Raw genomic sequence first — 25,407 nt, forward strand, 5'->3', positions numbered from 1 at the left:
AAAATCTTGTACATCCTCAAATCTTTTAAATCCTGATTCTGACAATTAATCCTGTACATCCTTAAATCCTAATTTAGTCAAAGTTGACTAAGGGCGGTGCAGCAGGTTTAACAGTTTTCCAACCAGTTTTTATGCTTTGACTGGTTGTTTGCGCGTATTCATTGGCGGCTTGATTGTTGGCGGGAATAGGTATCTGGCTTGCAGCTTTTGTTAACCACTCGTGATACTGTTCTGGAGATTCAATAATCACGTTGGCTTGCATGGTTGCAAAGTATGTACCACTATATTGGGAATCCGTGAGGTGATATTTACCTGGGCGGATTGGTGTAAATTCAAAGTCGATTGTCCGACCAGGAATTATGTCTTGTTTGAGGCGAAAAGCAGGGATATAGAAGCCATGTAGCACGTCTTCTGATTGCAATGCTAAACGAATTCTGCGATCGCTTGGTAAATGCAATTCTGTACTGGTAATATTCTTCTCAGGATAGTGAAACACCCACGCCCATTGTTTAGCCAGTACGTCAATTTTTTCTACAGATTCACCCACCATTGTTGGTGCTTCTTTATCTTCTGCATAAGCAGTTTGCATCCCAATAGGATTATGCAAATGTAACAAATGAGATGGGCCTTGAATCCCCATTTGTTCATAAACTTGGTAGCTGTAACCTGCAATCCACAATACCAACATGATCGGGATAGCTGTCCATACAACTTCTAAGGTAACGTTACCTTCAATATGTGGTCCATCACTCAAGTCGTTGCTGTTAGCACGGTGGAAAATAACGGAATACAAAACAGTACTTGTGACACCCAAAAAGATGAAAGCGCCCAATGTCACCAAAAAGCTAAATAAATCATCAATAAGATGAGATTCAGCCGCAGCCTGAGGAGGAAGCCAAGAATAAGCTTGTTTGCCGATACCGATACTGATCAGAGTAACGGCAACTACCCCAGTCATCAAGGTTAAAATATTTAAAATCTGCCGAATTTTCATGGTTACTCATTGGTCAGTTTTGATTGGTAATAGGTGATGGGTAATTGGTAATTGGCAACAGAAATCTATTAATTACGAATTACGAATTAATTTCCCAGTACCTTGTTAATGTCTTGTCCCATTCTCAACAAGTTATCTGCAGTGTTGTGAACGCCAAAATCAGCGGCTAATTGCGCTCCTAATGTACCGTGTAAGTACATAATAAACATGATGGAAATTCCTGCTAACAAATAACTCCAGCGCACTTGTACATCTGAGTCTTTACAGGAAATGTAGCGTTGCCATCCTCTCCAAAAAGTCATGCCAATAATCAAAGCTAGTAGTGCAACACCGCCTACGCCATGCCACATCATGGTTGCCATTGCTTGCATACCCCAAGCACTTTTAATATCAGCAGATGGGGTTGCTAAGAACATTTCATAAAAACCCGCAGCCACTGTAAAAAAAGTGATGACAGCAGCAGCCACCATGTTGTACCAACCAACTTCAAATAATTGAGCGCGTTCTACAGAAATTGCCAAATATTTGAAAGCCCATTGATCTAATGGGAAGAGTACACCAACGATATCGAAGGTAATAGCAATGATGAATAAACCTAGTGTGAGATGTACTAAATTGGGGTGAATAGGAATGCTGTAGGGCAATCCATTTGCACCCATTTGAGCGCTAATTTGATCAATTAATTCTGAGTTCATGGTAATATTCCATCCTTTACCGCTTCCACAACGGGAACGGTGTGTAGTCCATAAACCCACACAAGTTGATCACCGAGATATACTTGTACTCCAACAATGATGGTTAAAAGTAGCCCAGCAGCTAGATAGTGAATTGGTAGTTTTTGTGGGTTCCGGGTGCGGAGTACATAACGCCAAGCTGTAATTGTGGCGATAATTCCCGAAAGTGACCAACCAATGAGGGTATGGTAATTTAATACTGATTTAACTAGGTTGTAAGGTTTGGCTAAACCAGCTTCAAATTGACCAAAAATAATGGCGACGAAAATGGCAATTGTCGCTACACACATATTCCACCAACTCACTTCAAATAAGCGAGTTTTACCAGTTAAATATCCAATCAGGTCACAGAAAAAAGAAAATACTACCATCGCAATTACGAAGTGAACGACGATGGGATGAAGCGTATCTGGGTAAGGTAAATTATGGTCGTTCAACGACGTTAAAGACTCTAACATTAAATTCTCCTGGACTTATGTACTACTCCTGTACCAAACTTCAATAGTTCCTAAATATCTGCTGAGAGCAAATTAATCCAAGTTTTTTGGCGCAGCCTAGTTTTAGGCATAAATTAACGGCTGAATATTGATGATTTACCGTCAATTCATTTGCTCATTACAACATTCTGCAACAGCAATTTTTGATGTAGCTAAACTAAATTGCCGTTGGGTTTTTGATTTACCAAATCTATTTTCTAGGTTAGGTAAATTTTTGTAAATAGTCAAACAAACTAAAAGTTAAACTTTTAGAATTAGTAGAGAGCAATCAAGGAAATATGCTAATTCAGCTACCTTGGCTTTCTTTAAATATTATGAAATAAAAAGCATAAGTTTTGATGTCTAGTGTTGTACATATAATAATTATTACTTTGTAATGTAAATAACAGAAATTTAGATGATTTTTATTATAGATAACCAATCTATCTGGGTAATTTAGTTTAGTTAAGAATTATTGTAAATTGGATATTATTATTATCTCTATTTTTCTGTAGCAATATTTGGCAGCTAAGTGGATAAGCTTAATTAATTAAATGTTAAACTAACTTGTTTATACTTATTTAGTCTAATCTGTCAAATATTATGTTATACAAAATTAGATACACTTACCCTGAAGTCGAGAGATGAGTTATTACCAACTACCTATTCTGAAACGAACAGTTAAAAAAGCCCTAACATTATTTTCCGTGTATTATGCTTATATGCTAGAGTATCGCTCAGAACTAATACTATGGATTTTATCTGGTTCTTTACCAATTATTCTCATGGGTGTATGGATACAAGCAGCCCAAGGAGGTAAATTTGGTTTTACTTCTGTAGAATTTGCTCGTTATTTTTTTGCAGTTTTTCTAGTTAGACAAAGTACAGTTGTTTGGGTTATTTATGATTTTGAAAAAGAAGTAGTAGAAGGCAAACTTTCACCGCGATTATTGCAACCATTAGATCCAGGCTTTCATCACTTTTTTACTCATGTTGCTGAAAGATTTGCTAGAATGCCTTTTGTATTTATATTAATAGGATTATTTTTCTTATTATATCCCCAAGCTGTTTGGTTGCCTAGTTTGGCTAATTTATTGCTTTTTACATTAGCTACAATTTCAGCTTTTAGCTTACGGTTTTTAATTCAATATACCTTTGCTATGTTTGCCTTCTGGACAGAAAGAGCCACCGCTATAGAAAGTTTTTGGTTTTTGTTTTTCCTATTTTTATCCGGTATGATTGCACCCTTAGAGATTTTTCCAGAAGCGGTGCGGAATGTAGTCATGTTTACACCTTTTCCCTATTTAATTAATTTTCCTGCCAGTATTTTGGTGGGGCTACCTGTGGATTTAACAAGGGGATTTTTATCAATTTTGGGTTGGTTACTAGTATTTTTGGGTGCAAATCGCTTGTTATGGCGTGCAGGCTTAAAGCGCTATTCAGGAATGGGAGCGTGAATAATTCATAATTTAATGTATTTCAATAGTATGAATATTTTGTATGAGTTCTCGTAGTTCATCGAGATTATTTACAGTTAAGACATATTTATGAATAGTCCTTAATAATTCCAAATCGGAACTTTGAGAGATTTCTGAGATTAGTTCTAAACCTTCGATGCCAAACTTTACATCTAAAGCTAATTCAATACTTGCAAGCCGTTCTTGTAACCGTCCTTCTTCTCTGCCCTTATGCAGAATTTCCTGATAAAAGAAAGATTTTTCTAACACTATTTTCCTCCACCTGATAATTTATCTAACCTGTATGAGTTTGATTGATTAAATAAGTTCCTAGAATTTGATAGTCGTTCATTAATTGGAGGTCAATAACTCAGTAATAAGAAGTAAAATGGCTACGGATATAGTAGTCCACCCCTAATTATTGAACGGATATGAATCCTTAAGTAAATGCAGCAATTCTTACTGCACATCAATATACAAGGTTTAATGTGTAACTAAATAGCTATATTCCATTTTAACTATGAGAGCAGTGATTTCTAAAATGCCACTATGATCAATAACACGCCAAAACATATAATTTTACTATTTAGCTAATTGCTGCATTAAATTTACCACATCTCGTCCAGATTTACTACCTAACACTGATGAAGCATTTAATACTCTTAGCTATTTAGTAGCCTTGCAGAGTTTTTTCAGACTGTCACCTGCCATATCTAGCTATAAATCTTTAAATACGATAGGGGCATCACATTGCGATGCCCCTAAAAAGGTTATTATAAACTAAGGGTATTCAGATATAAAGTGGTTAATCGTAAAACCCTAAATTTTAACAAATAGCGATACCAACAGGGTGTTACCCTTACTTGTTGCTGTTGTGGAAAAAGTATTTGTAGAGAGGTTTCATCAAATATCTTCACAACCTAGTCTATCAGAATTTACTAAATAATACTCAGAAAAAGCTACACCAGTGCAGTTGTAAAGTTATTAAGTCCTAAGTCTCCAGTTAGTCCAGTGACTTCAATGATCGCATCGGTATTGGCACTAAACCCAGCTGTAGAATTATTAATGGCGACAAAGGTACGGCTACCAAAGGCGTAATCAAGGGTGAATTGAGCAGCAGAGTTGGCTACAAAATTAGCTGCGGTTAAGACGGACGCAATGTCAAGTGAACTCAGTGTTGCAACAGTTCCCGCATCAAAAAATGAGGTGCGTGCAGTGGAAACTAGGAAGAGATCATTGCCAGTCGTAGCATCAAAGTCTGTAATCACATCAAAGCTACTGAGGAAGGAATTAGCTAAGTTACGGTAGTCAAAACGATCAACTCCCTGGCCTCCAATTAGAGTATCTTTTCCTGCGCCACTATTCAAAATGTCATCACCATTATTTCCAAAGAGTAGGTTATTTTGGCTGTCTCCGGTAATGGAGTCATTTAAATTTGTACCATTGACATCATCAAAGTTGACCACTGTGAATGGTCCAACTCCAGGAACACCATTCACAACCAAAGATTGGGTTTGCAGGTTAACAGTGATAGATGCACCAACTGCTGTAGAAGAATCAATTGTGTTATTGGTAACACTAGAATTGGCAATAATTTTCTCGATCTTGACCAGTTGATCTGTACCGAAAATACCTTTGCTGAGAACTCCTGTGGGTTTGAGAGAGATACTTGTACTCAGTTGACTATAATCAGCTGTATCGTTACCTACTCCGCCATCGATGGTATCGTTACCAGCACTGACTCCAAAGATATCATCACCATCATTCCCAAACAGTAGGTTATTTTGGCTATCTCCGGTAATGGAGTCATTTAAATTTGTTCCCTTGACATCATCAAAGTTGACCACTGTGAATGGTCCAACTCCAGGAACACCATTTACACCTAAAAATTTGCTTTGGAGATTGACAGTGATGGAGGCACCAACTGCTGTAGAAGAATCAATTGTGTTATTGGTAACACTAGAATTGGCAATAATTTTCTCGATCTTGATCAGTTGATCTGTACCGAAAATACCTTTGTCCAGAAATCCTGTGGGTTTGAGAGAGATACTTGTATTCAGTTGACTATAATCAGCTATATCGCTACCAGATCCGCCATTAAAGGTATCGTTACCAGCACTTCCCTTAAACAAGTCATCACCACTCCCAGCATCAAGAGTGTCATTACCATCCCCACCATCAAGAATGTCATTACCATCCCCACCATCAATAATGTCATCTCCACTCCCACCATTAATGGTGTCATTACCATTACCAGCGATAAGGATATCATCTCCATCCCCACCATCAATAATGTCATCTCCATCAAAGCCAAAGATAATATCGTTCCCAACAGTGCCGTTAAGAATGTCGTTGATGTTGCTGCCTAATAAAAGAGCCATAAGTAAAATTTGTGACTGTATTTTATATACACAAACGTGTCTGTTGTCATATTAATATCATTAATCCTTCGATGTCAAACAGGTAGTGCAAATAACGCCCGAATTTTAAAATTCAGAGTTGAGGGAGTGTGTCACAGTCATAGTCAAAAGCTTATTGAACAAGGATTTTCCTTGAAAATATCAAAGCCGTTGCATAGCTAACGCCAACAAAAAATGGAATTTTTCGACTGAGATTATTGAGAAGAGAATCAATAAAGTCTTAAATTGATGTGTATTAAGTAAGTGGGCGTTAAAAAATATAATATAAACCTAACCCCCCAACCCCCTTCAATAACAAAAGTTGTTCCTTTTCCCTCCCCGTTTACCTACGGTGTACACACATCCGGACCCAGAGAGAGTTTCCACCCCTGAAAGCAGGCTTCAAATTGGCGTAGTCCGCAAACCAAAGTAGGAATTCCAGGAGGTTTTTGAGAGCGATAGCCAGAGTAACCGCCAAGTCGAGCAATAATCCAAGTTGCCCAAGATAAAGAATTAGGTGGATAAGGATTTTGTTGCAAGGAAGTACGTCCGGAAACAGTGGGAGCAAGCATTGATAAACATTATTGTTGTTGCTCAGAAAAAGCTAATGTTGCAGGTAATTGAGGCTGGTCTCGTCCTACAAGCATTTGTAAAATACGCACAGCGACAGATAAAGCTAAAACAGTCAGCCGTTGAATGGATAAAATTGACTCTAATTGAGTAGATTCAATATCTAAACCCACGGTTTTCAGAGTAGTGAATAGTTGTTCAATCCGCCAGCGCCATTTATACCATTTAATCACTTGTAATGCTTGTTCTAAACAAACTATTGTATGGGTAGTAAGTAATCGCCAATGGATTGGTTTTTGATCTTTTGGAGCATTGACTTCCATAGCTTCAACTGCATAAAGTTGTACACTTTTAGGATTATCTGCTACAGATAATTTATCTGGGCGCTGAATTTCTACTTTGGCACAACGCACTACCAGTAATGCTTCCCTGGCTTTTCTCTCGATACGTGAATCTGTTGTAACTGTAACTGTATATGTTCCTTCAATCGGCTGCTGACCAAGGTATGTATATAGTGAATCTGATTTATCCTTCAGCCGCCGATTCTGGCTGACTCTGACTAACAAATGATTACATTTATTTGGAACTCTGACAAATTCCTCAAATATGTCGCTTTCTCTATCTCCAATATGAGTAATCATTTTCACATTAGACCGATTCAAGCAAGTTCTCGTTTCTTCGGCTGATTTGATCCACTTATATGATTCTTTCTCTTCTATCGGTAAGTTTTGGTATTTTCTTTCATCCTTATGCAAATGGTCTGGTTCTCGTGTCCATAATTGCACTGTGCTTAATCCCAATGGGAATCCATTTTCTGCATCTACTGCTAATGTTGGATGAATATAAAATCCTACATCTGAGTTATTCCCCACTACTCCTATTCCCTCTGGCTTCAATCTCCCTACATGAGACTGTAGGTTAATTTCACTTGTATCGCTAATTGCTAATATATGTTGTGTTCCCTCCAGATGTAAGGCGCAATTTTCTCCTACACTTGCGACTAATTCCCCTATGCTCACATTTTCATTCTCTAAAAATCGGTAATATCCAACTTGTTCTGCTCTATTTTTACTTATTTTCCGAATATTTACTGATTGTTTGTGTGCCATTGCTGCATACAATCTCGCCCCCTTTTTACTAGCCTTGGGTCGCCGAATGTTTTTCCTTTATGCTCTTGTGCATGAATTAAAATTGGATTTTCCACCTGTTTTATCTCCTCCTCCCCTTCCCTTTATACTTTACACCGACTTGTGTGTACACCGTAGCCCCTGTAGGGGAGGGTTAGGGAGGGGGTAGGGAAGGGGGAGTCAAAGCCTCTAGGCGATATATTCTATGGGCAGCGACTCACCATCTAGGCAGAGGGTTTAATATTATGTTTAATATTATGTTTAATATTATAATTTGCGAGTTTTAAAATATCTTTTAAGGGATTTCATAAATTGCTGGGTATGGTTTTGAATTTATTTATCGCCCCCAAAGAATAATCTTCTAATTTAAAATCAGCAAAAGGCTTTTTTTCTAATCTATTTCGTAAGGCTTCATCTAATATTACGCCTTCGGCTTGTTTTTTGACACCAATAATAATGATGCTGCGTTGATAAGCTGTTGAATCTTGATTTGCTTGACAATCTTTTCTTTGGAATTGTCCCAGATTTAATAAGCGATAGCCTTTGACGCTGGGTATATTACTAAATATCTTTTTTCCTAATAGTTGGATTTGCTGAGAACGTTGTAAAGCCCGACTCTGTTCGGCGGCAATATCACCTTCACAAGAGGCTGTTCCCACAGAAATAATCTCGCTAGGATTTTCCATGATTCTCTGAATACCTTCTTGTTCTAAATTTGATTTTAAGGAGTCAAGAGTAATGGTTTGATCGTTATATTTAATTTGGTATGTGCTACCTAATTGCCATTTATATTCTACTGATAAGACTGCAATATTAAATTCAGCAACTTTTCCTTGACTATCTTTGCCTTCTTCATAGGGAAAATAATCAACTTTGCCTTTTTTGACTGGTGGTTGTCCATAATCAGGGGGAAGAACGGTGAATTTATTATTTCTGTTGGCTAGTGCTACAGACCAAAGTAATAATAAGGCAACTATTAAAGCAGATAACCATGCTAACAATGGTAATTTTTCAGGCTGCTTCTGTGGTGGGAGAACGGTATGATTAGTAGCTAATTTGTTAAGTATTTCAGTTTTAAACCCACCTACTACATTTACTGTAGCAGCAGAACTTCCTATCATTCCTATAAGTTGATTTTCCAGTTCGGTCAATTTATCTAATATTTTTCTGGCATTTTCAGGACGTTTATTTACTTCATTGATCATTAACCAATCAATAAAGTTTAATAGTAATGGAGAAACATGAGTTGCATGATGTCGCCATTCTAAAACATCTAAGTGAGAATTATATAATTGAGTAGGTTGATATCCCGTTAATAAAAATATAAAGGTGCGTCCTAATGCAAAAAAATCTGATTGGGCTATAGCTTGTCCTCGCATTTGTTCTGGAGGACTATAACCTGATGACATAATTGCTGTCACGCTGCCATGATTAGCCAGATAGGTTTTTGTAACTTCCCTAGCTGTACCAAAATCAATTAATACCAATTGTCCATCAGGACGAATCATGATATTTGATGGTTTAATATCTCGATGTAGATATTGATTGTGATGAATTAATTCTAAAATTTCTGCTAACTGTTTTAACCAAGCTATGGCTTGGGCTTGAGAAATGGGACGGTTTTGTTGTTGTTTTAGCCATTGTTCTAGGTTTGGTCCCTCGATTTTTTCCATAACCATACAATGCAAGATTAAACCCATTTTGGTTTCATAGGGAAAATAACCTTCTGTTTGGGGAATACCATAATGATTTAATTTTTCTAAAACATAGGCTTCTTGTTGAAAAAGTGATAAGGCTTTACTATCATTTGCTAATTCTTCTTTGAGAATTTTGAGAATTTTTGGTGTATCCTGTTGATAGGCTTCGTAAACTTTACCGAATCCAGTTTTATCACTTAATAAACGCAAAACTCGATAACGTCCAATTACTTCTAATTGAGAACCACAACTTTGACAAAAACGGTTTTCATCGTTGTCTGGATGGTTGGGTTGGGGACAAATTGGATTAATACAAAGACTCATAAACAATTAAAAATTAAGAATTAAAAATTAAAAAAAGATTGGTAACTGATGATTAGTAATATATCTCATGTTTGTGCTGCTAAAAAAGTGGCAACTGTCTGATTAAATTCGTCTGGGTTACTTAAAAAAGGCCAATGATTTCCAGGAACTTGACAGAGATGTAACTTTTTTAAGTTAGTTTTGTAAGGTTGAATTTGCCAATCTTGGCGGTTTACACCTTTTTCTGGTTGTATAAAGAGGGCAGGAGTTTCCACGGGGTGAATAAAACCTGGTACGTCCATTACTGCGTCAAAAATCCCGTCACGGGCTGCAATTGTAAATTTGCTACCCCAACTACCATCGGGTTTTTGTTCAATGCTGGCTTGAAAAACTTGCTGTTGCCAAGAATTCCAATTTTGATATTGGCTGAGTTGTCTAATCTTTTGTTCGGCTTCCTCGTAACTAGCAAATGGTCCCATGCTTTTGAGGAAAGGTAAGACGCGGTACAACAGGGGAAATGTGATTTTTAGGAAACTGGGCATTTTCCAGATAAAAATAGGATCTACTAGGGTGATACTCCGTAAGCGTGGTGGGTTTTGTCTAGCCCAAATAGCGGCTAATTTCCCTGTCCAAGAATGACTGACGATATGAGCAGCAGACCATTCCAGTTTATCCATTAATGCTTCCAAATCAGCGATCGCACTCTCAAAAGTATAATCCCTCTCTGGCTTACTACTCTCACCATGACCCCGCATATCTGGTGCAACTATATGGTAATCTGCTGCCAAATAATCTCCCAAACTAGACCAAACCAAAGCATTATCAGCCATACCATGTAACAACAGTAATGGTTCTTGGCCTTGATTCCACTCTAGATAAGAAAGTTGAATATCAGACGTTGATAGAGTTTGACGTACAGGCATCATTTGCTTAATCTTCTCCAAGATAGGTAGCTGAAAAGCATATCAGCAAAAATTAAGTTTTAGGTTTTAGGTTTTAATTTTAATGATTGTACTCATTAACACGAAATAATGGAGCTAATAAATGTCAAGATCAACTATAGGACTACTCTAGAATATTAAAATTACTATGCCAGAAATACACCAATCCATTGCCCAACATTACCACGAACGGACTAAATATGACCCTGAGACTCTAGCCTCTAAAGGTCAGAGGTTAGATTGGTCTAAACAGCCAGTACCGTTCAAAGAATACAAAATTGGCTCTGATTTTGACCTTAAACCCTATCTGCAAGAAAAACCGGAGACATCTGCCAATAATCCAGATTCTCAATGGTGGCAGAGGCTTTCACAGCTACTGTTTCGCAGCTACGGACTAACAGCAAGAATGCCTTCTATGGGTAGTGCTGTATATTTGCGATCTGCACCTAGTGCAGGCGGTTTGTATCCGGCTGAGGTATATTTAGTTTCCCGTGGTACGCCTTTACTACCACCGGGACTATATAACTATCAATGTCGAACTCATTCTCTCAAACATTATTGGGAAAATGATATTTGGCAAGCTTTACAAGCAGCTTGTTTCTGGCATCCTACTTTAGAAAATACCCAACTTGCTTTGATCACTACTGCGGTTTTTTATCGTTCAGCATGGCGTTATGAAGATAGAGCTTATCGCCGCATTTTTCTAGATACAGGACATCTTTTAGGTAACATCGAATTAGCTGCTGCTATTACTGATTATCGCCCTCATTTAATCGGCGGTTTTATAGATGAAGCAGTTAATGACTTATTATATATTGATCCTCAACAAGAAGGTGCTACTGCTGTATTAGCATTGGCAGATTTGTTAGATATTCAACAAAATTTACCATTGGGAAAAACTGCTTTACCTTCTCATACTGAAATCAATTATCCCTCAATTCCTGATGGGGAACTGCTGAAATATTTTCATTTACATACCCAAATTAAACCTGATACAACTGGTAAACAAAATTTGCCCACGGGACAACAAGAAAGATCCTTGGAGGATAAATATAATTTTCCATTTTGTGAAAAAGTTTCTACTGTTACTACTTCAATTTATTGGGGTAAAAATCTTTCAGAATTAGAGAATACTATCTATAATCGACGTTCTACCCGTGCTTATAGTGGTGATGATTTAACTTTAAATGAACTCAAGGCTTTACTCGATTTTACCTACCAACCACAAAATTACATTGACCAAAGTTTAGATAATTATCCAGATTACTTTGACCTGAATTTAATTGAAACATTTATTGTAGTTTCTGGTGTAAAAGGACTAGATTCAGGTTGTTACTATTACGCACCTAAAGCCCAAGAATTAAGACAAATTCGCTTTAAAAATTTCCGACGTGAGCTACATTTTCTCTGTTTAGGTCAAGAATTAGGACGAGATGCAGCAGTAGTGCTATTTCATACCGCTGACCTAAAATCTGCGATCGCTCAATATGGCGATCGCGTTTACCGTTATTTACACATGGATGCTGGACATCTCGGACAAAAACTCAATTTAGCTGCAATTCGCTTAAATTTAGGTGTTAGCGGTATCGGTGGCTTCTTTGACGACCAAGTAAACGATGTTTTGGGTATTCCTGATGATGAAGCAGTTTTGTATATCACAACATTAGGAAAACCAAGATAGATTTTTGATCCTGAGTAATACTTATAGCAGAATCAAAACCATCTGATCTTAATACTTGATTTTTGGCGGCAATGTTGTACTTCTTACAAGCTGCTGTAATCAATACCTTGTGCATTTTTTGTAGGTTGGGTTGAAACATGAAACCCAACAAATGCGTCGGGTGGCGCTGTCGCTTAACCCAACCTACAAATCAAGACTTTTTCGATTTGGAAAAGGTCTTGGTAATATGACTGATTTCTTTAGTTAAACCTCTGGTTCTAAATCTAGACTATAAAGCTTTTCACCCGCTAAATTATGCAAAGTCACAGTTAAAACTTCAGTTTTACCGTCAATTTTGACAGTCCCAAAAAATTGCAACCCTGCACTTGGTGGTTGATTTTGTTTCATCTCTGCTGGAATACTTTGGAACTTTACTTGTGGACCAAAGGTATTGTCGAGTTTAGCTGGACCAAATGTGCCAGAATTGAGAGGTCCAGCCACAAATTCCCAAAAAGGTTTAAAGTCACTAAATTGAGCTTTGTTAGGATCATAATAGTGAGATGCCGCATAATGCACATCAGCAGTTAACCAAACAACATTTTGGATATTGTTGTTTTTAATAAAGCGGAATAAATCTGCTAATTCTAATTCTCTTCCCAATGGTTTTCCATCTCCATTAGCAGCATTTTCAAAGTTAGTTTGACCATCGCGCACTACTAAACCAATCGGCATATCACTAGCAATTACTTTCCAAGTAGATTTTGAGTTCTTTAATTTACTCTTTAACCAACGCAATTGAGAACTACCAAAAAAGGCTGTTTCTCTACTCATTACCGTTTGGTTATTTGGAGAATTTTTTCCTCGATAACTACGTTCATCTAACATGAAAATTTCTAGCAATTGCCCATGATTAAAAGCACGGTAAATTCGTTCTGGGTCTTTGGCATCAAAACGGATAGGATTATATTCTAAAAATGCTTGTTTTGCCCGTGATGCCAATAGAGAAACATCCTTAACTGTGTAGCGGCTATCATCTAATATCTGTCCAGGATACCAATTATTTCTCACTTCATGGTCATCCCATTGTACCAATTGAGGAACTTGGGAATTAAAACGACGAATGTTTTCATCTAATAAATTATAAGCAAAATTACCTCGAAATTCTTTGAGAGTTTCTGCTACTTTTGACTTTTCTTCGGTAGTGATATTTTTCCAGATACTACCATCATCTAGCTTTACCTCTGCTTGAATAGGATTATCAGCATAAATAGTATCCCCAGAATGAATAAAAAAGTCAGGATTTAGCTGACGAATCGATTCATAAATTTTCATACCACCCCACTCTGGATTAATACCCCAACCTTGACCTGCGGTATCTCCTGACCAAGCAAAAAAGATATCATTTCCCCGTCCTTGAGAAGGCGTTTTTAAATGTCCGATAACAGGAGCGCTGTAAATGCTAGTATCGACTAAATCCTGAAAAGTAACACGGTAAAAAATATCTTGACCTGGTGGTAAATTATCTAAATAAGTTTTTGCTGTAAAATCAGTGTAACTTGTAGCAAATTTGCCAATAACTTTTTGTTGATTACTGAATTTCTCATCAGTAGCATATTCTACAATCATTCTTGCAGGTCTATCGCTTCGACCCCAAATCACGCCGCTATTGCTGTTAATATCGCCACTAGCTACACCGTAGGGCATAGCTGGACGATTTTTATCTAATGTGATAAATGCCGGTGTTTGAGCTAAACCTGATTTTGACCACAGATTTGTCCCTATGATACTACCGCTAGTTATAGCTGCTTGGATTAAAAACTGCCGACGGTTCGGTGTTGATTTTTTCATCACTTTATTACCAAATATTATTTAGACAAAATGAATCAAATACAATTACCTAAAAATGAATACCGCAGACTAAAAGCCCTATATGAATATCAAATTCTTGATACAGAATCTGATGCAGTTTTTGATGATTTGGTTCAACTAGCTGCGGATTTGTGTGAAACACCTATTGCTGTAATTAGTTTAATCGATGCTGGACGAGAATGGTTTAAAGCTAAAGTTGGTATAACTATATCAGAAGTTCCGCGAGATTTTGCTTTTGGTAGTTATACTCTTCTTCAAACTGAAATTTTGATTATCCCCGATACATTTGAAGATCACAGGTTTGCTAATAATCCTTTTGTCACTTCATACCCCTATTTACGTTTTTACGCAGGAGTTCCTCTAATTAATTCTAGTGGCTTGGCTTTAGGATGTTTGTGTGTCATGGATTTTGCTCCTCGTAACTTCAGAACTAAGGAACAAAAAGCTTTAAAATATCTCGCTAAACAAGTAGTTTCAAATCTAGAATTAAACTTAAAAACAAAATCTGACAATATCAAAATTAGGGATATTACTCAAGCTATTCCCATTCCTTTAATGATTTTTCGCATATCTGATGGGTTGATTTTGTATGCTAACTCAGAGCTTATGCAAACATTTCAACTTGCTTATGAAGAAATTGTGAATACTAAAATTTCCGATTTATATAATCAAATATCTGAACTAAATCCTCTGATAGAAACTTTATCTAACAACGGCTATCTACATGGACAGGAAATTCTTTTTAAAAGGAGAGATGGTTCTTGTTTATGGGCTATCACTTCCCTACAATACTTAAGTTTTAATCAAGATATTGTGATATTAATAGTATTTCATGATATTACAGAACGTAAAAAAACAGAAACTCAACTACGAGAACAAAATGAGTTTTTACAATCTATATTTCAGAATATTCCTTTGATGATTGCACTTAATGACATTAATGGCAAAATTCTCTGGGTAAACCAAAATTTAGAACAGACTCTCGGTTGGACTTTGCAAGATTTCCAAACACATGATGTTTTTGCAGAGTTATATCCTGATCCAGAATATCGTCAGTGCGTAATTGATTTTATGCAGTCTGCACAACCAGTTTGGCAAGATTTTAACAATCAGCTACGTGATGGTCGTATAATGGATACATCTTGGACTAATGTCAGGCTTCCTAAGGGTGAAACTCTTGGTATTGGTAAAGATATTACAGCACGCAAACAAACCGAGCAAGCACTCAAAGCTCAGATTGAACGAGAGAAATTAATGCGAACTATTGCTCAACGCATTCGTCAATCTCTGAATCTTCAGGATATTTTAAATGCAACTGTTAAGGAAGTGCGAGATTTTTTGCAGGTTGATCGTGTTGTAGTTTATCAGTTTGCTCCAGATATGAGCGGTAAAATTGTCGCTGAATCTGTAGTTGCTGGATGGACGGTTTCTTTAGGAATAAAAATTGAAGATACTTGTTTTCAATCAGGTGCAGGCTTACAATATCACCAAGGACGAAAACGAGCAATTAGTAATATTTACACTGCTGGATTGACAGATTGTCATCTGAATTTATTAGCACAGTTTGAAGTCAAGGCTAACTTAGTTGTCCCGATTTTACTAGAATCAAGCGGAGAAAATTCAGGTTCTGTTCTTTGGGGTTTACTAATTGCTCACCAATGTTCTGCACCTCGTGAGTGGGAAGAAACCCAATTAGATTTGCTTGATCAATTAACAGTACAAATAGCCATTGCTATTCAACAATCTAGTATATTTCAACAAGCTCAAATTGAAATTAAGCAAAGACAAAAAGCAGAAATTCAGTTAAGAAGTGCTTTGGCTGAAAAAGAAGTTCTGTTAAAGGAAATTCATCATCGAGTTAAAAATAATTTACAGATTGTTTCTAGCCTATTACAACTTCAATCTCACACAACTAAAGATACAGAAGTTATCAAAGCACTCCGGGAAAGCCAAAATCGAATTGAGTCAATATCTCTGATTCACAAAAATTTATATACTGCCCCTAATATTGGACAGCTTGATATTGCTGAATATATTAATAATTTAACATCCAGTCTGCTTATTTCTTATCAGATAGTATTTAATCAAATTATTCTAGAAACTCAGATAGATTCGGTAAAATTAAATGTTGATGAAGCTATTGCCTGCGGTTTAGTTGTTAATGAATTAATCTCTAATGCCATTAAGCACGCTTTTCCTGATCAGCAACAAGGGAAAATAATTATCAAATTACGTAGTTATAATCATAATATTGAGCTAGTTTTTCAAGATAATGGTATAGGTTTACCAGATGGGTTAGATTGGAAAAATACTAATTCCTTGGGTCTTTCGTTGGTATATGACTTGGTGACAGAACAACTAGAAGGTAATATTACTATAGAACGCAATCAGGGAACATTATTCCACATTCAATTTCCACAGTTAACATGAGCAAAATTTAATAGTAAATGAGGCAAGCTAAAATTTTAGTGGTTGAAGATGAAGTGATTTTGGCTAGAACCATTGCTAGTCAATTAAATCAATTGGGGTACATTGTTACTGGTACGGCTTCTTCTGGAAAAGCTGCTCTTGCTAAGGCATTAGAAACTCAACCAGAATTAGTTTTAATGGATATTATTCTTAAAGGTGAAATAGATGGGATTACTGCTGCTGGTGATATTCGTGAGCAGTTCGATATACCTATAATTTTTCTGACTGCCTATGGTGATGACCATACGTTAGAACGCGCCAAAATTACTCAACCTTTCGGTTATGTTGTCAAACCATTTACTATCCAAGATTTACGTATAGCGATTGAGATAGGGTTGTCACAACATAAATTAGAACGTGAACTACGAGAAAATCGAGATCAGTTAGCAACCCTGTTAGACTCCATGAGTGATGCAGTAATTGCTACTAACGAGCAGGGTCTTGTCACATTTATGAATCCCGCTGCCCAGAAGTTGACGTGCTGGCAGCAGGAAGAGGCTCTGGGAACCAATGTATCAGAGATATTAAATCTAATTGATGACTTTACAGAGGAAATAATAGAAAATCCTGTATTCACTGTACTCAGGGAACAAAAAGTGGTTTATTTGGCTGAATTTACCTCTTTAATTACCAAATATGGCAAAAAAGTACCTATTGGTGATAGTGCTTCACCACTGAGACGGGGACCTAATGAGATTACTGGTGCAGTGGTCGTCTTCTGGGATCTCAGTGAACGTCGTCAAAAAGAATACTTAGAACAAGCTTTGAAAAAAGAGCAAGAACTGAACCGCCTCAAGTCTTTGTTTATATCAACTGTCTCCCATGAGTTTCGTAATCCTTTGACTGTAATTCAAACGGCAGTAGAACTTATAGAAATGCAGGGAGATAATTTAACAGAAACTAAAAGAAATACTTATTTAACTAGAATTTATCGTGCTGTACAAAGCATGGAAAAATTGATGAAAGATGTACTTTTTATGGGTAAAGCTGAGGCGGAAAAACTGACGTATAATCCGGTTGCAATTAATTTAGAGAAATTTTGTCAAGACTTAATAGAAGAATTTTCTACTCTTGAATCTAGATGTTCTGATGTGATTTTTACCTGTCATGGAGAGCATACAAATGCTTTTATGGATGAACAACTTTTACATTTCCTATTTATTAATTTACTTTCTAATGCGGCTAAATATTCTCCCCCAAATGCTAAGATTCAGTTTAATTTGACTTGTAATTTGCTGACAGACACAGCAGTTTTTCAAATACAAGATCAAGGAATTGGCATTCCTGAAACTGACCAAGAGCAAATTTTTGATTCTTTTTATCGAGCTTCAAATGTCCAATTAATTCAAGGCAATGGACTAGGATTAGTAATTGTTAAAAGGTGTGTTGATGCTCACAAGGGAAAAATTGAGATGAGCAGTCAAGTTGGTGTTGGGACTATATTTACTGTCACCTTACCGTTAAATCAGTTATCAGTGAATAGTTAGGGCTTGCTGAATAAAGATGAAACCTTTTATGAATAAGGGTTTCGCGGATTTAAGAAACAAGAAAGTGCAAGATTTTGGCTTATGGTGTCTTAAAATTGGTGCATTTTCCTCGGTCGGATTTGGGAAATTGAGGATATCCAGATGGCTGAAACTGTTCCCTGTTCCCTGTTCCCTGTTCCCTGCCCTCACAGACAACTTTTTCAGCAAGCCCTAGTTAATACCAATTTTATGTGAGGTTGCACATATTTCTGAAATCCATTGATTTATCGGTCTTTATCTGTCTTTATCCGCGTTTATCTGCGTGCATCCGCGTTAAATTATTCTATGCAGCTTCATATCAATCTGGTATAACAGTTATCAATTACCGATCCTGACTGACTCCACCCACAACTGGCTTAACATCAGAAAAAGGATCAGTACCACCACTCCAGTTAAAGTCACTAATGCGAATGCTAAAGCCACCTAATTCCAGCACCGGATTGTAGCGTAAGACAATACCATAGGAGCGACGACTATATTCTAAAATGTAATCCGTACTGCTTTCTTTACCTGTATCCAGGTTAACAGAGGTTTGAAAACCTAAGCGTAATGGTCCGTATAGCTGCTGTGAAATACCAGCACTGAGAACTTTGTTGTCAACTGAGCGGTCAAACAAGAAGGGTGATAATCCACTGTTGACACCTTGGGAGTAACTGACATTAAAGGCTGTGTAGTCCAAAAAAGGTTGAGAAAAATTACCAATTTGTCCAACTAAGCCAATTGTACCAATCAAAGTATTTTGATTATCGCCACTTGTGTAATAGCTTGTAGTACCAGTAACACCTGCGATCGCTTGCAAATAAGGTACTAAAGGATTGGGCGTATATTTTAATCCCTCAGCGGGAGTGGCTGGTAATGGTTTTCCTTGCCAGAGTAAGAAGCCAGTACTGAGAGCAACGCTACCTTGTAAGCGACCAAGAGAGATGCGATCATTCTTCCGTTGTGGCTGGAGTAAATCCTGGCGGTCAGTGTTAGCATCAATATACTGAGCGCCGCCTTGATAGCTGAGATTAATTCCACTTTTCCCCAAAGGAATAATTGGGGAAGTAATCACCCCACCTAAACTACTCTGCACAGTTTGAAAGCCGAGAGTACCATTGTAAAGGCGATCGCGGTAGCTGGCTTCCAAACTTAATATATGTGGATTCACCTCACCTAATGCCTGCCGCAACCGCAAACTCCCCCGTAAATTATCTTCTACTTTGTTGAAATCAAAACTGGTTAATTCTCCCTTACCTTCAACTGTAGTTTTAGCACTCAAAACAGCATTCAGTTTTGCCTTCACACCAAACAAATCCGCAACATTACTATTGTCAGTAAAAGCTTTCTGTACAAAAAACTGGGGTGTAAAGCTCAGATTTGTCTGATCTGTAGTTATGACCGGAAAATTACGCTCGACAAAAAGACCACCTCGTTTGCTACCATCAAACCCTGGAGAGACGATAAATGGATTAACTTCGCGTTCCCGGCGGTCAATTTTTTGGCTATTTATAGGAATAGGTAATGTAAAATTTTGGTCAAATACTAACCGCTGACGTTGGGTAGTAATGCGATCCACCAAAGGTGCTTCTCGCGTCAGAGTCACTTTATCTGCCCGTAATTCTAATTCTGGTGGTGAAAACGGATCATTAGTAATCCGCACATTCTCAGCTTGCCAACCTTGTGGATAGAAGTCAATCCGTTGGGCTTCAAATCGTAACCGCTTAACAACACCACCTGTTTTTGGTGAAGCAATGTTTCTGGCATCGGCTTGACCACCAATAGTAACATCAATCCCGCCTGGACTACTGATACCAGTCACAGGCTGATTAGCACGAATGCGATCGCTAGGAGGACGACTGGGTACACCCCCAGATGTTATATCTGTAGGTAGAGAGGGAGAAGTCGGTTGGAAAGCAAAATCTGTTTGAGTTGTGGGGACGTAAATTTCTCCGCTGCCATTTTCCAAATCCCCATTGTCTTGAACAAAATTATAGGTAAAACGTTGTCCTCTCAATACCTGATTGCCTCTAGTCAAGGCAACATTGCCTTCACCCACAGCAATTAAATTATCCAAATTTACTTGTAAGCGATCCGCATCTACCACCGCCCCATCAAATCGCACTACCACATTACCTTCTGCTGTAACAATCCGCCTTTGCTCATCATATTCTTGACGGTCAGCAATTACTTCTACAACTCGTTGTCTTACTTGTGGAGTATTACCAGATGGTTGATCTGCTGGTGGAACCGTTGCTGGAGGTGGAGGAAATTCTACAGTAGTAGAAGTTGAAGGTTGATTGTTGGGATTACGAGGCTTAAATTCAATAATATTTTGTACTGGAACAGAAATCGGTATTGTTTCCCCAGTAGATCCTGCCAGATTAATTTTGCCCTCAGATGCCTGTAAAGTCACAGAATCTTGCTGTTTTGGTGGGACTTGTCTTGTGAGAACAACTGATGATTGAGATAAAAATACACTTTTTTTATGGAGAACCTCACCAGAAACTGTCGGCAGTATGACAGATGGTTTATTGTGATCAGCAGCAGTTTCCATTTGATTAGGAGAGACTACCAAGGATTTTCTGAACATCACCGCACTTCCCGAAGTCTTGACAGGGGAAAATTCCGGTGGCAATTGCTCTGGTTGAGGAGATGAAAATAAAGACTTGGTCGCTACTAAATTATCTTGATGAGCAGAAGTGGAATTGGGCAGCCCATTATCAGCCTCAATTAAGGTTCCTGGAGTTGCTAGTTGCTGCATATCGCTCTCAGTCTCTACCACAGAGGCAGAAGCAGGAGAATTGGCAGGTCTTAAATATTCGACAATGGGAGGTGAGTCAGGTGGCAAAACTGGATGCAGCATATCTCAGGACAATCAAGCTAACAAACAAGGCAGGTATTAAGCCGGAAGGATTAATTACACATTTGCCTTCCGACTTTCGCCTTCTGCTGACTTGCAGTAAGCCGCCAAGAGGATGACACTGTATCATTTTTCCAGATTGGTCGCCAGAGTTTGGGCGTTTAGTGTCTTCCACCTTCCAGCGGTTGTAGATGATTTGTGGTGTTTCTATTCTGAATCCCGCTGTCCAGGGTTACGAGCAGGGTCGTTTGATAAAAACCCAAACACAAAAATTCCTACAAAAAAGGCAACAACAATATAAACAGCGATTTTTAAAGTCACCATAGAAATATCTCCCAGGGGTATGACAAAAAAGGTCTCAAAAATCTGCTATCCAGAAAAGATAGCTCCTTTATCTTACCCATATCTCGGCATTTTTTCGAGAATTATAGTCAGAGAGTAGTACCTTACTCTTGAGTTCAGGTGGTTTTATGTCTGACCAGGCTAATTTTTAGGTTTTCCATTCAATAACTTGTTTTAAGTAGGTATGCACAATATAAATATAACCATGTAAAGAAAAATTAACGTTGCTCAAACCTTTTTCCTTCCTGCCTTAACCTAACGATAAATATTCACGCTTACTGACTTTAGTGTAAAGTTTAGCAACAGCTGGATGAATTACTCTCAATGCGTAACAAAGTATAAAGAATTGGCAACATTGGGAAAAGACAGTAAAAAATAACCATAGCTCTATCTAAGACCTTGTCACACTATGCAGCCAATTCGCACATTCAACGTATCTCCTTCACTGCCGCAGCGCCTAGAACCGCTGCGTAAACTAGCATACAATCTGCACTTTGATTGGAATGTTGAGAGCAAAGACCTATTTCGCCGTTTAGACCCAGATTTATGGGAATCGAGCCATCATAATCCAGTTTTGATGCTGGGGACTATCAGCCAAGGGCGGCTATTGGAAGTTGTCGAAGATGAAGGCTTCCTAGCACAAATGGATAGAGCCGCTCGTCAGCTAGAAGATTATTTACAAGAGCATACTTGGTATCAAAAACAACGCTCTCAGCATCCCCAGGAATGCTATGCTTATTTCTCTGCGGAGTTTGGATTAGTAGACTGTTTACCTGTCTATTCTGGTGGTTTAGGTGTATTAGCAGGGGATCATCTCAAGTCTGCTAGTGATTTGGGATTACCTTTGGTGGGTGTGGGCTTACTTTACCAACAAGGTTACTTTGCTCAGTATCTCAATGCTGATGGTTGGCAGCAAGAACGCTACCTCATCAATGATTTTTATAATATGCCCTTGCACTTGGAGCGGAATCCTGATGGCTCTGAGCTAATAATTGCTGTAGATTATCCAGGACGTAAGGTGTATGCCAGAGTCTGGCGTGTGCAGGTGGGAACTGTACCGTTGTATATGTTGGATACCAACATTGAACCTAACAACCCTTACGACCACGATATCACTGACCAACTGTATGGTGGTGACATCGATATGCGTATCCACCAAGAAATTATGCTGGGTATTGGTGGTGTGCAAATGCTCAAAGCCTTGGGCTATAAGGTAACAGCTTACCACATGAATGAAGGCCACGCGGGGTTCTCTGCCCTAGAGCGTATCCGCCTTTTGATTCAGGAAGAGGGACTCAATTATGCTCAAGCGAGACAGGTAGTCGCTTCCAGTAATATTTTTACTACCCACACACCAGTTCCAGCGGGAATTGACTTGTTTTCTCCCGACAAAATTTTGTACTACCTGGGCTATTACGCAGATATTTTTGGCTTACCTAAAGAACAATTTTTAGGACTGGGGCGAGAAAATACTGGGGATTTATCTGCGCCTTTTAGCATGGCGGTGCTGGCGCTGAAGATGGCAACATTTTCTAATGGTGTGGCACAACTACATGGTGTAGTTTCACGGCAAATGTTTCAAGGTCTGTGGCAGAAAGTCCCAGTCGAAGAAGTGCCGATTGCCGCTATTACTAACGGTGTTCATGCTCGGAGTTGCGTTGCTAAGTCAACTCAGGAGTTGTATGATCGGTATCTAGGTCCTAACTGGTCATCAGCACCACCAGATAGTCAGTTGTGGGAACGAATGGAGGCCATTCCTGATGAGGAATTATGGCGCAATCACGAACGTTGCCGTTTAGACATGATTTTGTATGTCCGGGAGCATTTGGTCAAGCATTTGCGCGATCGCGGTGCTTCTGCTTCCGAAATTGCTCTATCCCAAGAAGTGCTTGACCCCAAAGTTTTAACCATTGGCTTTGCTCGTCGTTTTGCTACCTACAAACGCGCTACTCTGTGGATGCGCGATTTAGAACGGATTAAGCAAATTCTACTAAGTAACAAACATCGCAAAGTCCAATTTGTAATTGCGGGGAAAGCTCACCCTAAAGATATCCCTGGTAAAGAATTGATCCGCGATATCAATCACTTTATCCGTGAACAACATTTAGAAAAACACGTTGTGTTTGTTCCCAATTATGATATTCACATTGCCCGGTTAATGGTGGCAGGTTGTGATATCTGGTTAAATACGCCCCGTCGTCCCCGTGAAGCTTCTGGTACTAGCGGCATGAAAGCGGCAATGAATGGATTGCCAAATTTAAGTGTACTAGATGGTTGGTGGGATGAGGCTGATTATGTCCGCACTGGTTGGGCGATTGGACATGGTGAAAATTACGAAGATCCCAATTACCAAGATGAGGTAGAAGCTAACGCTCTCTATGAATTGCTAGAGAAAGAAGTTGTACCTTTATTTTATGAGCATCGGGACAGTGATGGTTTACCTCGTCCCTGGGTGGCAAAAATGAAGGATGCTATCCGTTTAAATTGTCCGTTTTTTAATACAGCGCGGATGGTGCGGGAATATGCACAACGGGCTTATTTCCCCGCGAGCGATCGCTATCATACCTTAACTGTTGATAATTACGCCCCCGCTAAAGAATTAGCAGATTGGAAAGCAAAACTAGGTGAACACTGGTTTAACATCAGAATCAAAGATGTTGATGTCTCCGCAGTCTCAGAACTGCAAGTTAATCAAACTGTGGCAGTAAAAGCTAAGGTTGATTTAGCAACTTTGAACAATGATGATGTGCAGGTAGAACTATATCAAGGTTCCATTGATGCTAATGGCGATATTGTCAATGCTGTACCTGTGGTAATGGATTACCAAGGACAGGATACCGAAGGATTCAGTATTTACACTGTAAGCATTACTTATACCACCTCTGGGTTACAAGGCTTGTCTTTGCGTGTGTTACCAAAAAATCAATACCTCGCTACTCCTTATGAACCCAGGTTAATCGCTTGGGCTGAGTAAGTTATATCCTGTACGGTGTTAAAGACTTTTGATCAAGATCCAGTTTTAAATCTTTAAGTCAGTGAAGGCGGGTAAATCCCGCCTTTGATTTTATCCACCATTCATCCCACGCTCCCCTTCTCTGCGAGACGCTACGCGAACGGGTGATATCATGTCAGCCTAATCACTGATCAAAAAAAATTCTCCGCGTAAGAGCGTCTCCGTGTCTTGAGCGTCAGTCTAAATGATAAGTATATCTCTGACGAGACGCTACGCGAACAACTGGACATGATATGAGTCCTGGGGCTACTGTCGGTTTTAGCTAAAAAACAGTCCTGAGTTCAGAACTGTTTTGGTAACGGAGAAGAATTTTGCCAATCTTTAAGTAATTGATGCAGTTTTTTTATTTTAAAAAGTGAATCGTGGAACCGATGACTGAGGCTGGTAGTTCAGACATAGATGATACACCCTTAGCAGGAATTCGAGTACTAGTATTTAGTCCAGCAGTCAGGTGCAGTAAAAAGGTAATCAAAGCAGCTTGTATAAGTCTTTCCAGCATATTACTTCTCTCTCTTAATTGATAGCATTTCAAGTAAGACTAGTTATTCTAAATACACCTCATATTTTCGATTTACCAGATTTGCCGAATATGTCCGGATAATTAACCAGAACAAGTCTAAAAAATGTGAAAAAAGTTACTACTACTTGAAAAATAATTTCTTTCTATCTAAATCTACATTTTTCCAATCAAGGCAAGACAGAGGTGTAAGGTAAGAGTAGCTCAAAGTATAAAAGGCAATATCCCCTTTATTTAGCCCTCTTTTCAGACAACCATAACTACATAGACGCTTCTGGGACTGAAAAAGTGTCCGGTCAAGAATTTTAGATTTTAGATAGTTTGGTGCGATGAATCTGCTGGCTCAGAACTGATTATGGGCAAATAAACTCTGATATTTTCTAATTCTTAGGGTGTTTTCCCAATATTCATTGGCCTATCTAAACACAATCAGCCATTGACATCGATAGAATAAATGGAAAATAGCTACAA

General features: G+C 38.3%; 16 protein-coding genes and 1 pseudogene. 5 read left to right on the forward strand and 12 right to left on the reverse strand.

Going from position 1 to position 25,407, the window contains the following annotated elements; all coding sequences use genetic code 11:
* Positions 1 to 73: 73 nt before the first annotated feature.
* The 3 genes from ANA7108_RS0111680 to ANA7108_RS0111690 all read right to left on the reverse strand — a co-directional run bounded on the left by ANA7108_RS0111680 (position 74) and on the right by ANA7108_RS0111690 (position 2,186).
* A complete protein-coding gene (locus ANA7108_RS0111680; protein ID WP_016950975.1) occupies positions 74 to 994 on the reverse strand; it encodes a cytochrome c oxidase subunit II in 921 nt (306 codons plus the stop codon).
* Between the two features lie 86 nt (positions 995 to 1,080).
* On the reverse strand, positions 1,081 to 1,689 hold the full coding sequence (locus tag ANA7108_RS0111685; RefSeq protein WP_016950976.1) for a DUF2231 domain-containing protein: 609 nt from the start codon (positions 1,687 to 1,689) through the stop codon (positions 1,081 to 1,083).
* Entirely contained in the window at positions 1,686 to 2,186 is a 501-nt protein-coding gene (locus tag ANA7108_RS0111690) for a DUF2231 domain-containing protein (RefSeq protein ID WP_026104134.1), read from the reverse strand. The genes ANA7108_RS0111685 and ANA7108_RS0111690 overlap by 4 nt, the downstream gene beginning before the upstream one ends.
* Before the next feature lie 662 nt (positions 2,187 to 2,848).
* On the opposite strand from ANA7108_RS0111690, the gene ANA7108_RS0111700 reads away from it, so the two are divergent.
* Entirely contained in the window at positions 2,849 to 3,661 is an 813-nt protein-coding gene (locus tag ANA7108_RS0111700; RefSeq protein ID WP_016950979.1) for an ABC-2 family transporter protein, read from the forward strand.
* A gap of 12 nt (positions 3,662 to 3,673) precedes the next feature.
* On the opposite strand, the gene ANA7108_RS0111705 is transcribed toward ANA7108_RS0111700, so the two are convergent.
* From ANA7108_RS0111705 to ANA7108_RS0111725, 5 genes and pseudogenes are all read right to left on the reverse strand, one after another.
* Complete coding sequence (locus tag ANA7108_RS0111705; protein WP_016950980.1) at positions 3,674 to 3,931, reverse strand: hypothetical protein; 258 nt, start codon at positions 3,929 to 3,931, stop codon at positions 3,674 to 3,676.
* A gap of 689 nt (positions 3,932 to 4,620) precedes the next feature.
* A complete protein-coding gene (locus tag ANA7108_RS28175; RefSeq protein WP_016950981.1) occupies positions 4,621 to 6,042 on the reverse strand; it encodes a calcium-binding protein in 1,422 nt (473 codons plus the stop codon).
* Positions 6,043 to 6,407: 365 nt separating this feature from the next.
* Positions 6,408 to 7,739: pseudogene (locus tag ANA7108_RS27245) on the reverse strand (IS4 family transposase).
* Between the two features lie 323 nt (positions 7,740 to 8,062).
* Positions 8,063 to 9,778 (reverse strand): serine/threonine-protein kinase, encoded by a 1,716-nt coding sequence (locus ANA7108_RS0111720; RefSeq protein ID WP_016950984.1) that lies wholly within the window; start codon positions 9,776 to 9,778, stop codon positions 8,063 to 8,065.
* Positions 9,779 to 9,843: 65 nt separating this feature from the next.
* Complete coding sequence (locus ANA7108_RS0111725) at positions 9,844 to 10,680, reverse strand: alpha/beta fold hydrolase (RefSeq protein WP_016950985.1); 837 nt, start codon at positions 10,678 to 10,680, stop codon at positions 9,844 to 9,846.
* Positions 10,681 to 10,846: 166 nt separating this feature from the next.
* On the opposite strand from ANA7108_RS0111725, the gene ANA7108_RS0111730 reads away from it, so the two are divergent.
* Positions 10,847 to 12,379 carry a SagB/ThcOx family dehydrogenase gene (locus ANA7108_RS0111730; RefSeq protein ID WP_016950986.1) on the forward strand — a complete coding sequence of 511 codons (1,533 nt, stop codon included), beginning with the start codon at positions 10,847 to 10,849 and terminating at the stop codon, positions 12,377 to 12,379.
* A 243-nt stretch (positions 12,380 to 12,622) separates the two neighbouring features.
* On the opposite strand, the gene ANA7108_RS0111735 is transcribed toward ANA7108_RS0111730, so the two are convergent.
* Positions 12,623 to 14,206, reverse strand: coding sequence for an alkaline phosphatase (locus tag ANA7108_RS0111735; protein WP_016950987.1), 1,584 nt, complete (start codon positions 14,204 to 14,206; stop codon positions 12,623 to 12,625).
* A 30-nt stretch (positions 14,207 to 14,236) separates the two neighbouring features.
* Between ANA7108_RS0111735 and ANA7108_RS0111740 the strand changes: the two genes are divergently transcribed.
* Together ANA7108_RS0111740 and ANA7108_RS0111745 are read left to right on the forward strand one after the other, a co-directional pair.
* Positions 14,237 to 16,657 (forward strand): GAF domain-containing protein, encoded by a 2,421-nt coding sequence (locus ANA7108_RS0111740; protein WP_016950988.1) that lies wholly within the window; start codon positions 14,237 to 14,239, stop codon positions 16,655 to 16,657.
* Between the two features lie 17 nt (positions 16,658 to 16,674).
* Positions 16,675 to 18,183 (forward strand): hybrid sensor histidine kinase/response regulator, encoded by a 1,509-nt coding sequence (locus tag ANA7108_RS0111745; RefSeq protein ID WP_016950989.1) that lies wholly within the window; start codon positions 16,675 to 16,677, stop codon positions 18,181 to 18,183.
* 361 nt (positions 18,184 to 18,544) lie between these two features.
* Here the strand turns inward: ANA7108_RS0111745 and ANA7108_RS0111755 are convergent, their stop codons facing one another.
* A complete protein-coding gene (locus tag ANA7108_RS0111755) occupies positions 18,545 to 21,067 on the reverse strand; it encodes a DUF3769 domain-containing protein (RefSeq protein ID WP_016950991.1) in 2,523 nt (840 codons plus the stop codon).
* Positions 21,068 to 21,271: 204 nt separating this feature from the next.
* Complete coding sequence (locus ANA7108_RS0111760; RefSeq protein ID WP_016950992.1) at positions 21,272 to 21,388, reverse strand: photosystem II reaction center protein I; 117 nt, start codon at positions 21,386 to 21,388, stop codon at positions 21,272 to 21,274.
* A gap of 427 nt (positions 21,389 to 21,815) precedes the next feature.
* Between ANA7108_RS0111760 and glgP the strand changes: the two genes are divergently transcribed.
* Positions 21,816 to 24,380, forward strand: a complete 2,565-nt coding sequence (gene glgP / locus ANA7108_RS0111765) for an alpha-glucan family phosphorylase (protein WP_016950993.1) — start codon at positions 21,816 to 21,818, stop codon at positions 24,378 to 24,380.
* Between the two features lie 382 nt (positions 24,381 to 24,762).
* On the opposite strand, the gene ANA7108_RS30485 is transcribed toward glgP, so the two are convergent.
* Positions 24,763 to 24,918, reverse strand: a complete 156-nt coding sequence (locus tag ANA7108_RS30485) for a hypothetical protein (protein ID WP_016950994.1) — start codon at positions 24,916 to 24,918, stop codon at positions 24,763 to 24,765.
* Between the last annotated feature and the right edge of the window lie 489 nt (positions 24,919 to 25,407).

The organism is Anabaena sp. PCC 7108 (genome assembly GCF_000332135.1).
Taxonomy (GTDB): Bacteria; Cyanobacteriota; Cyanobacteriia; order Cyanobacteriales; family Nostocaceae; genus Anabaena.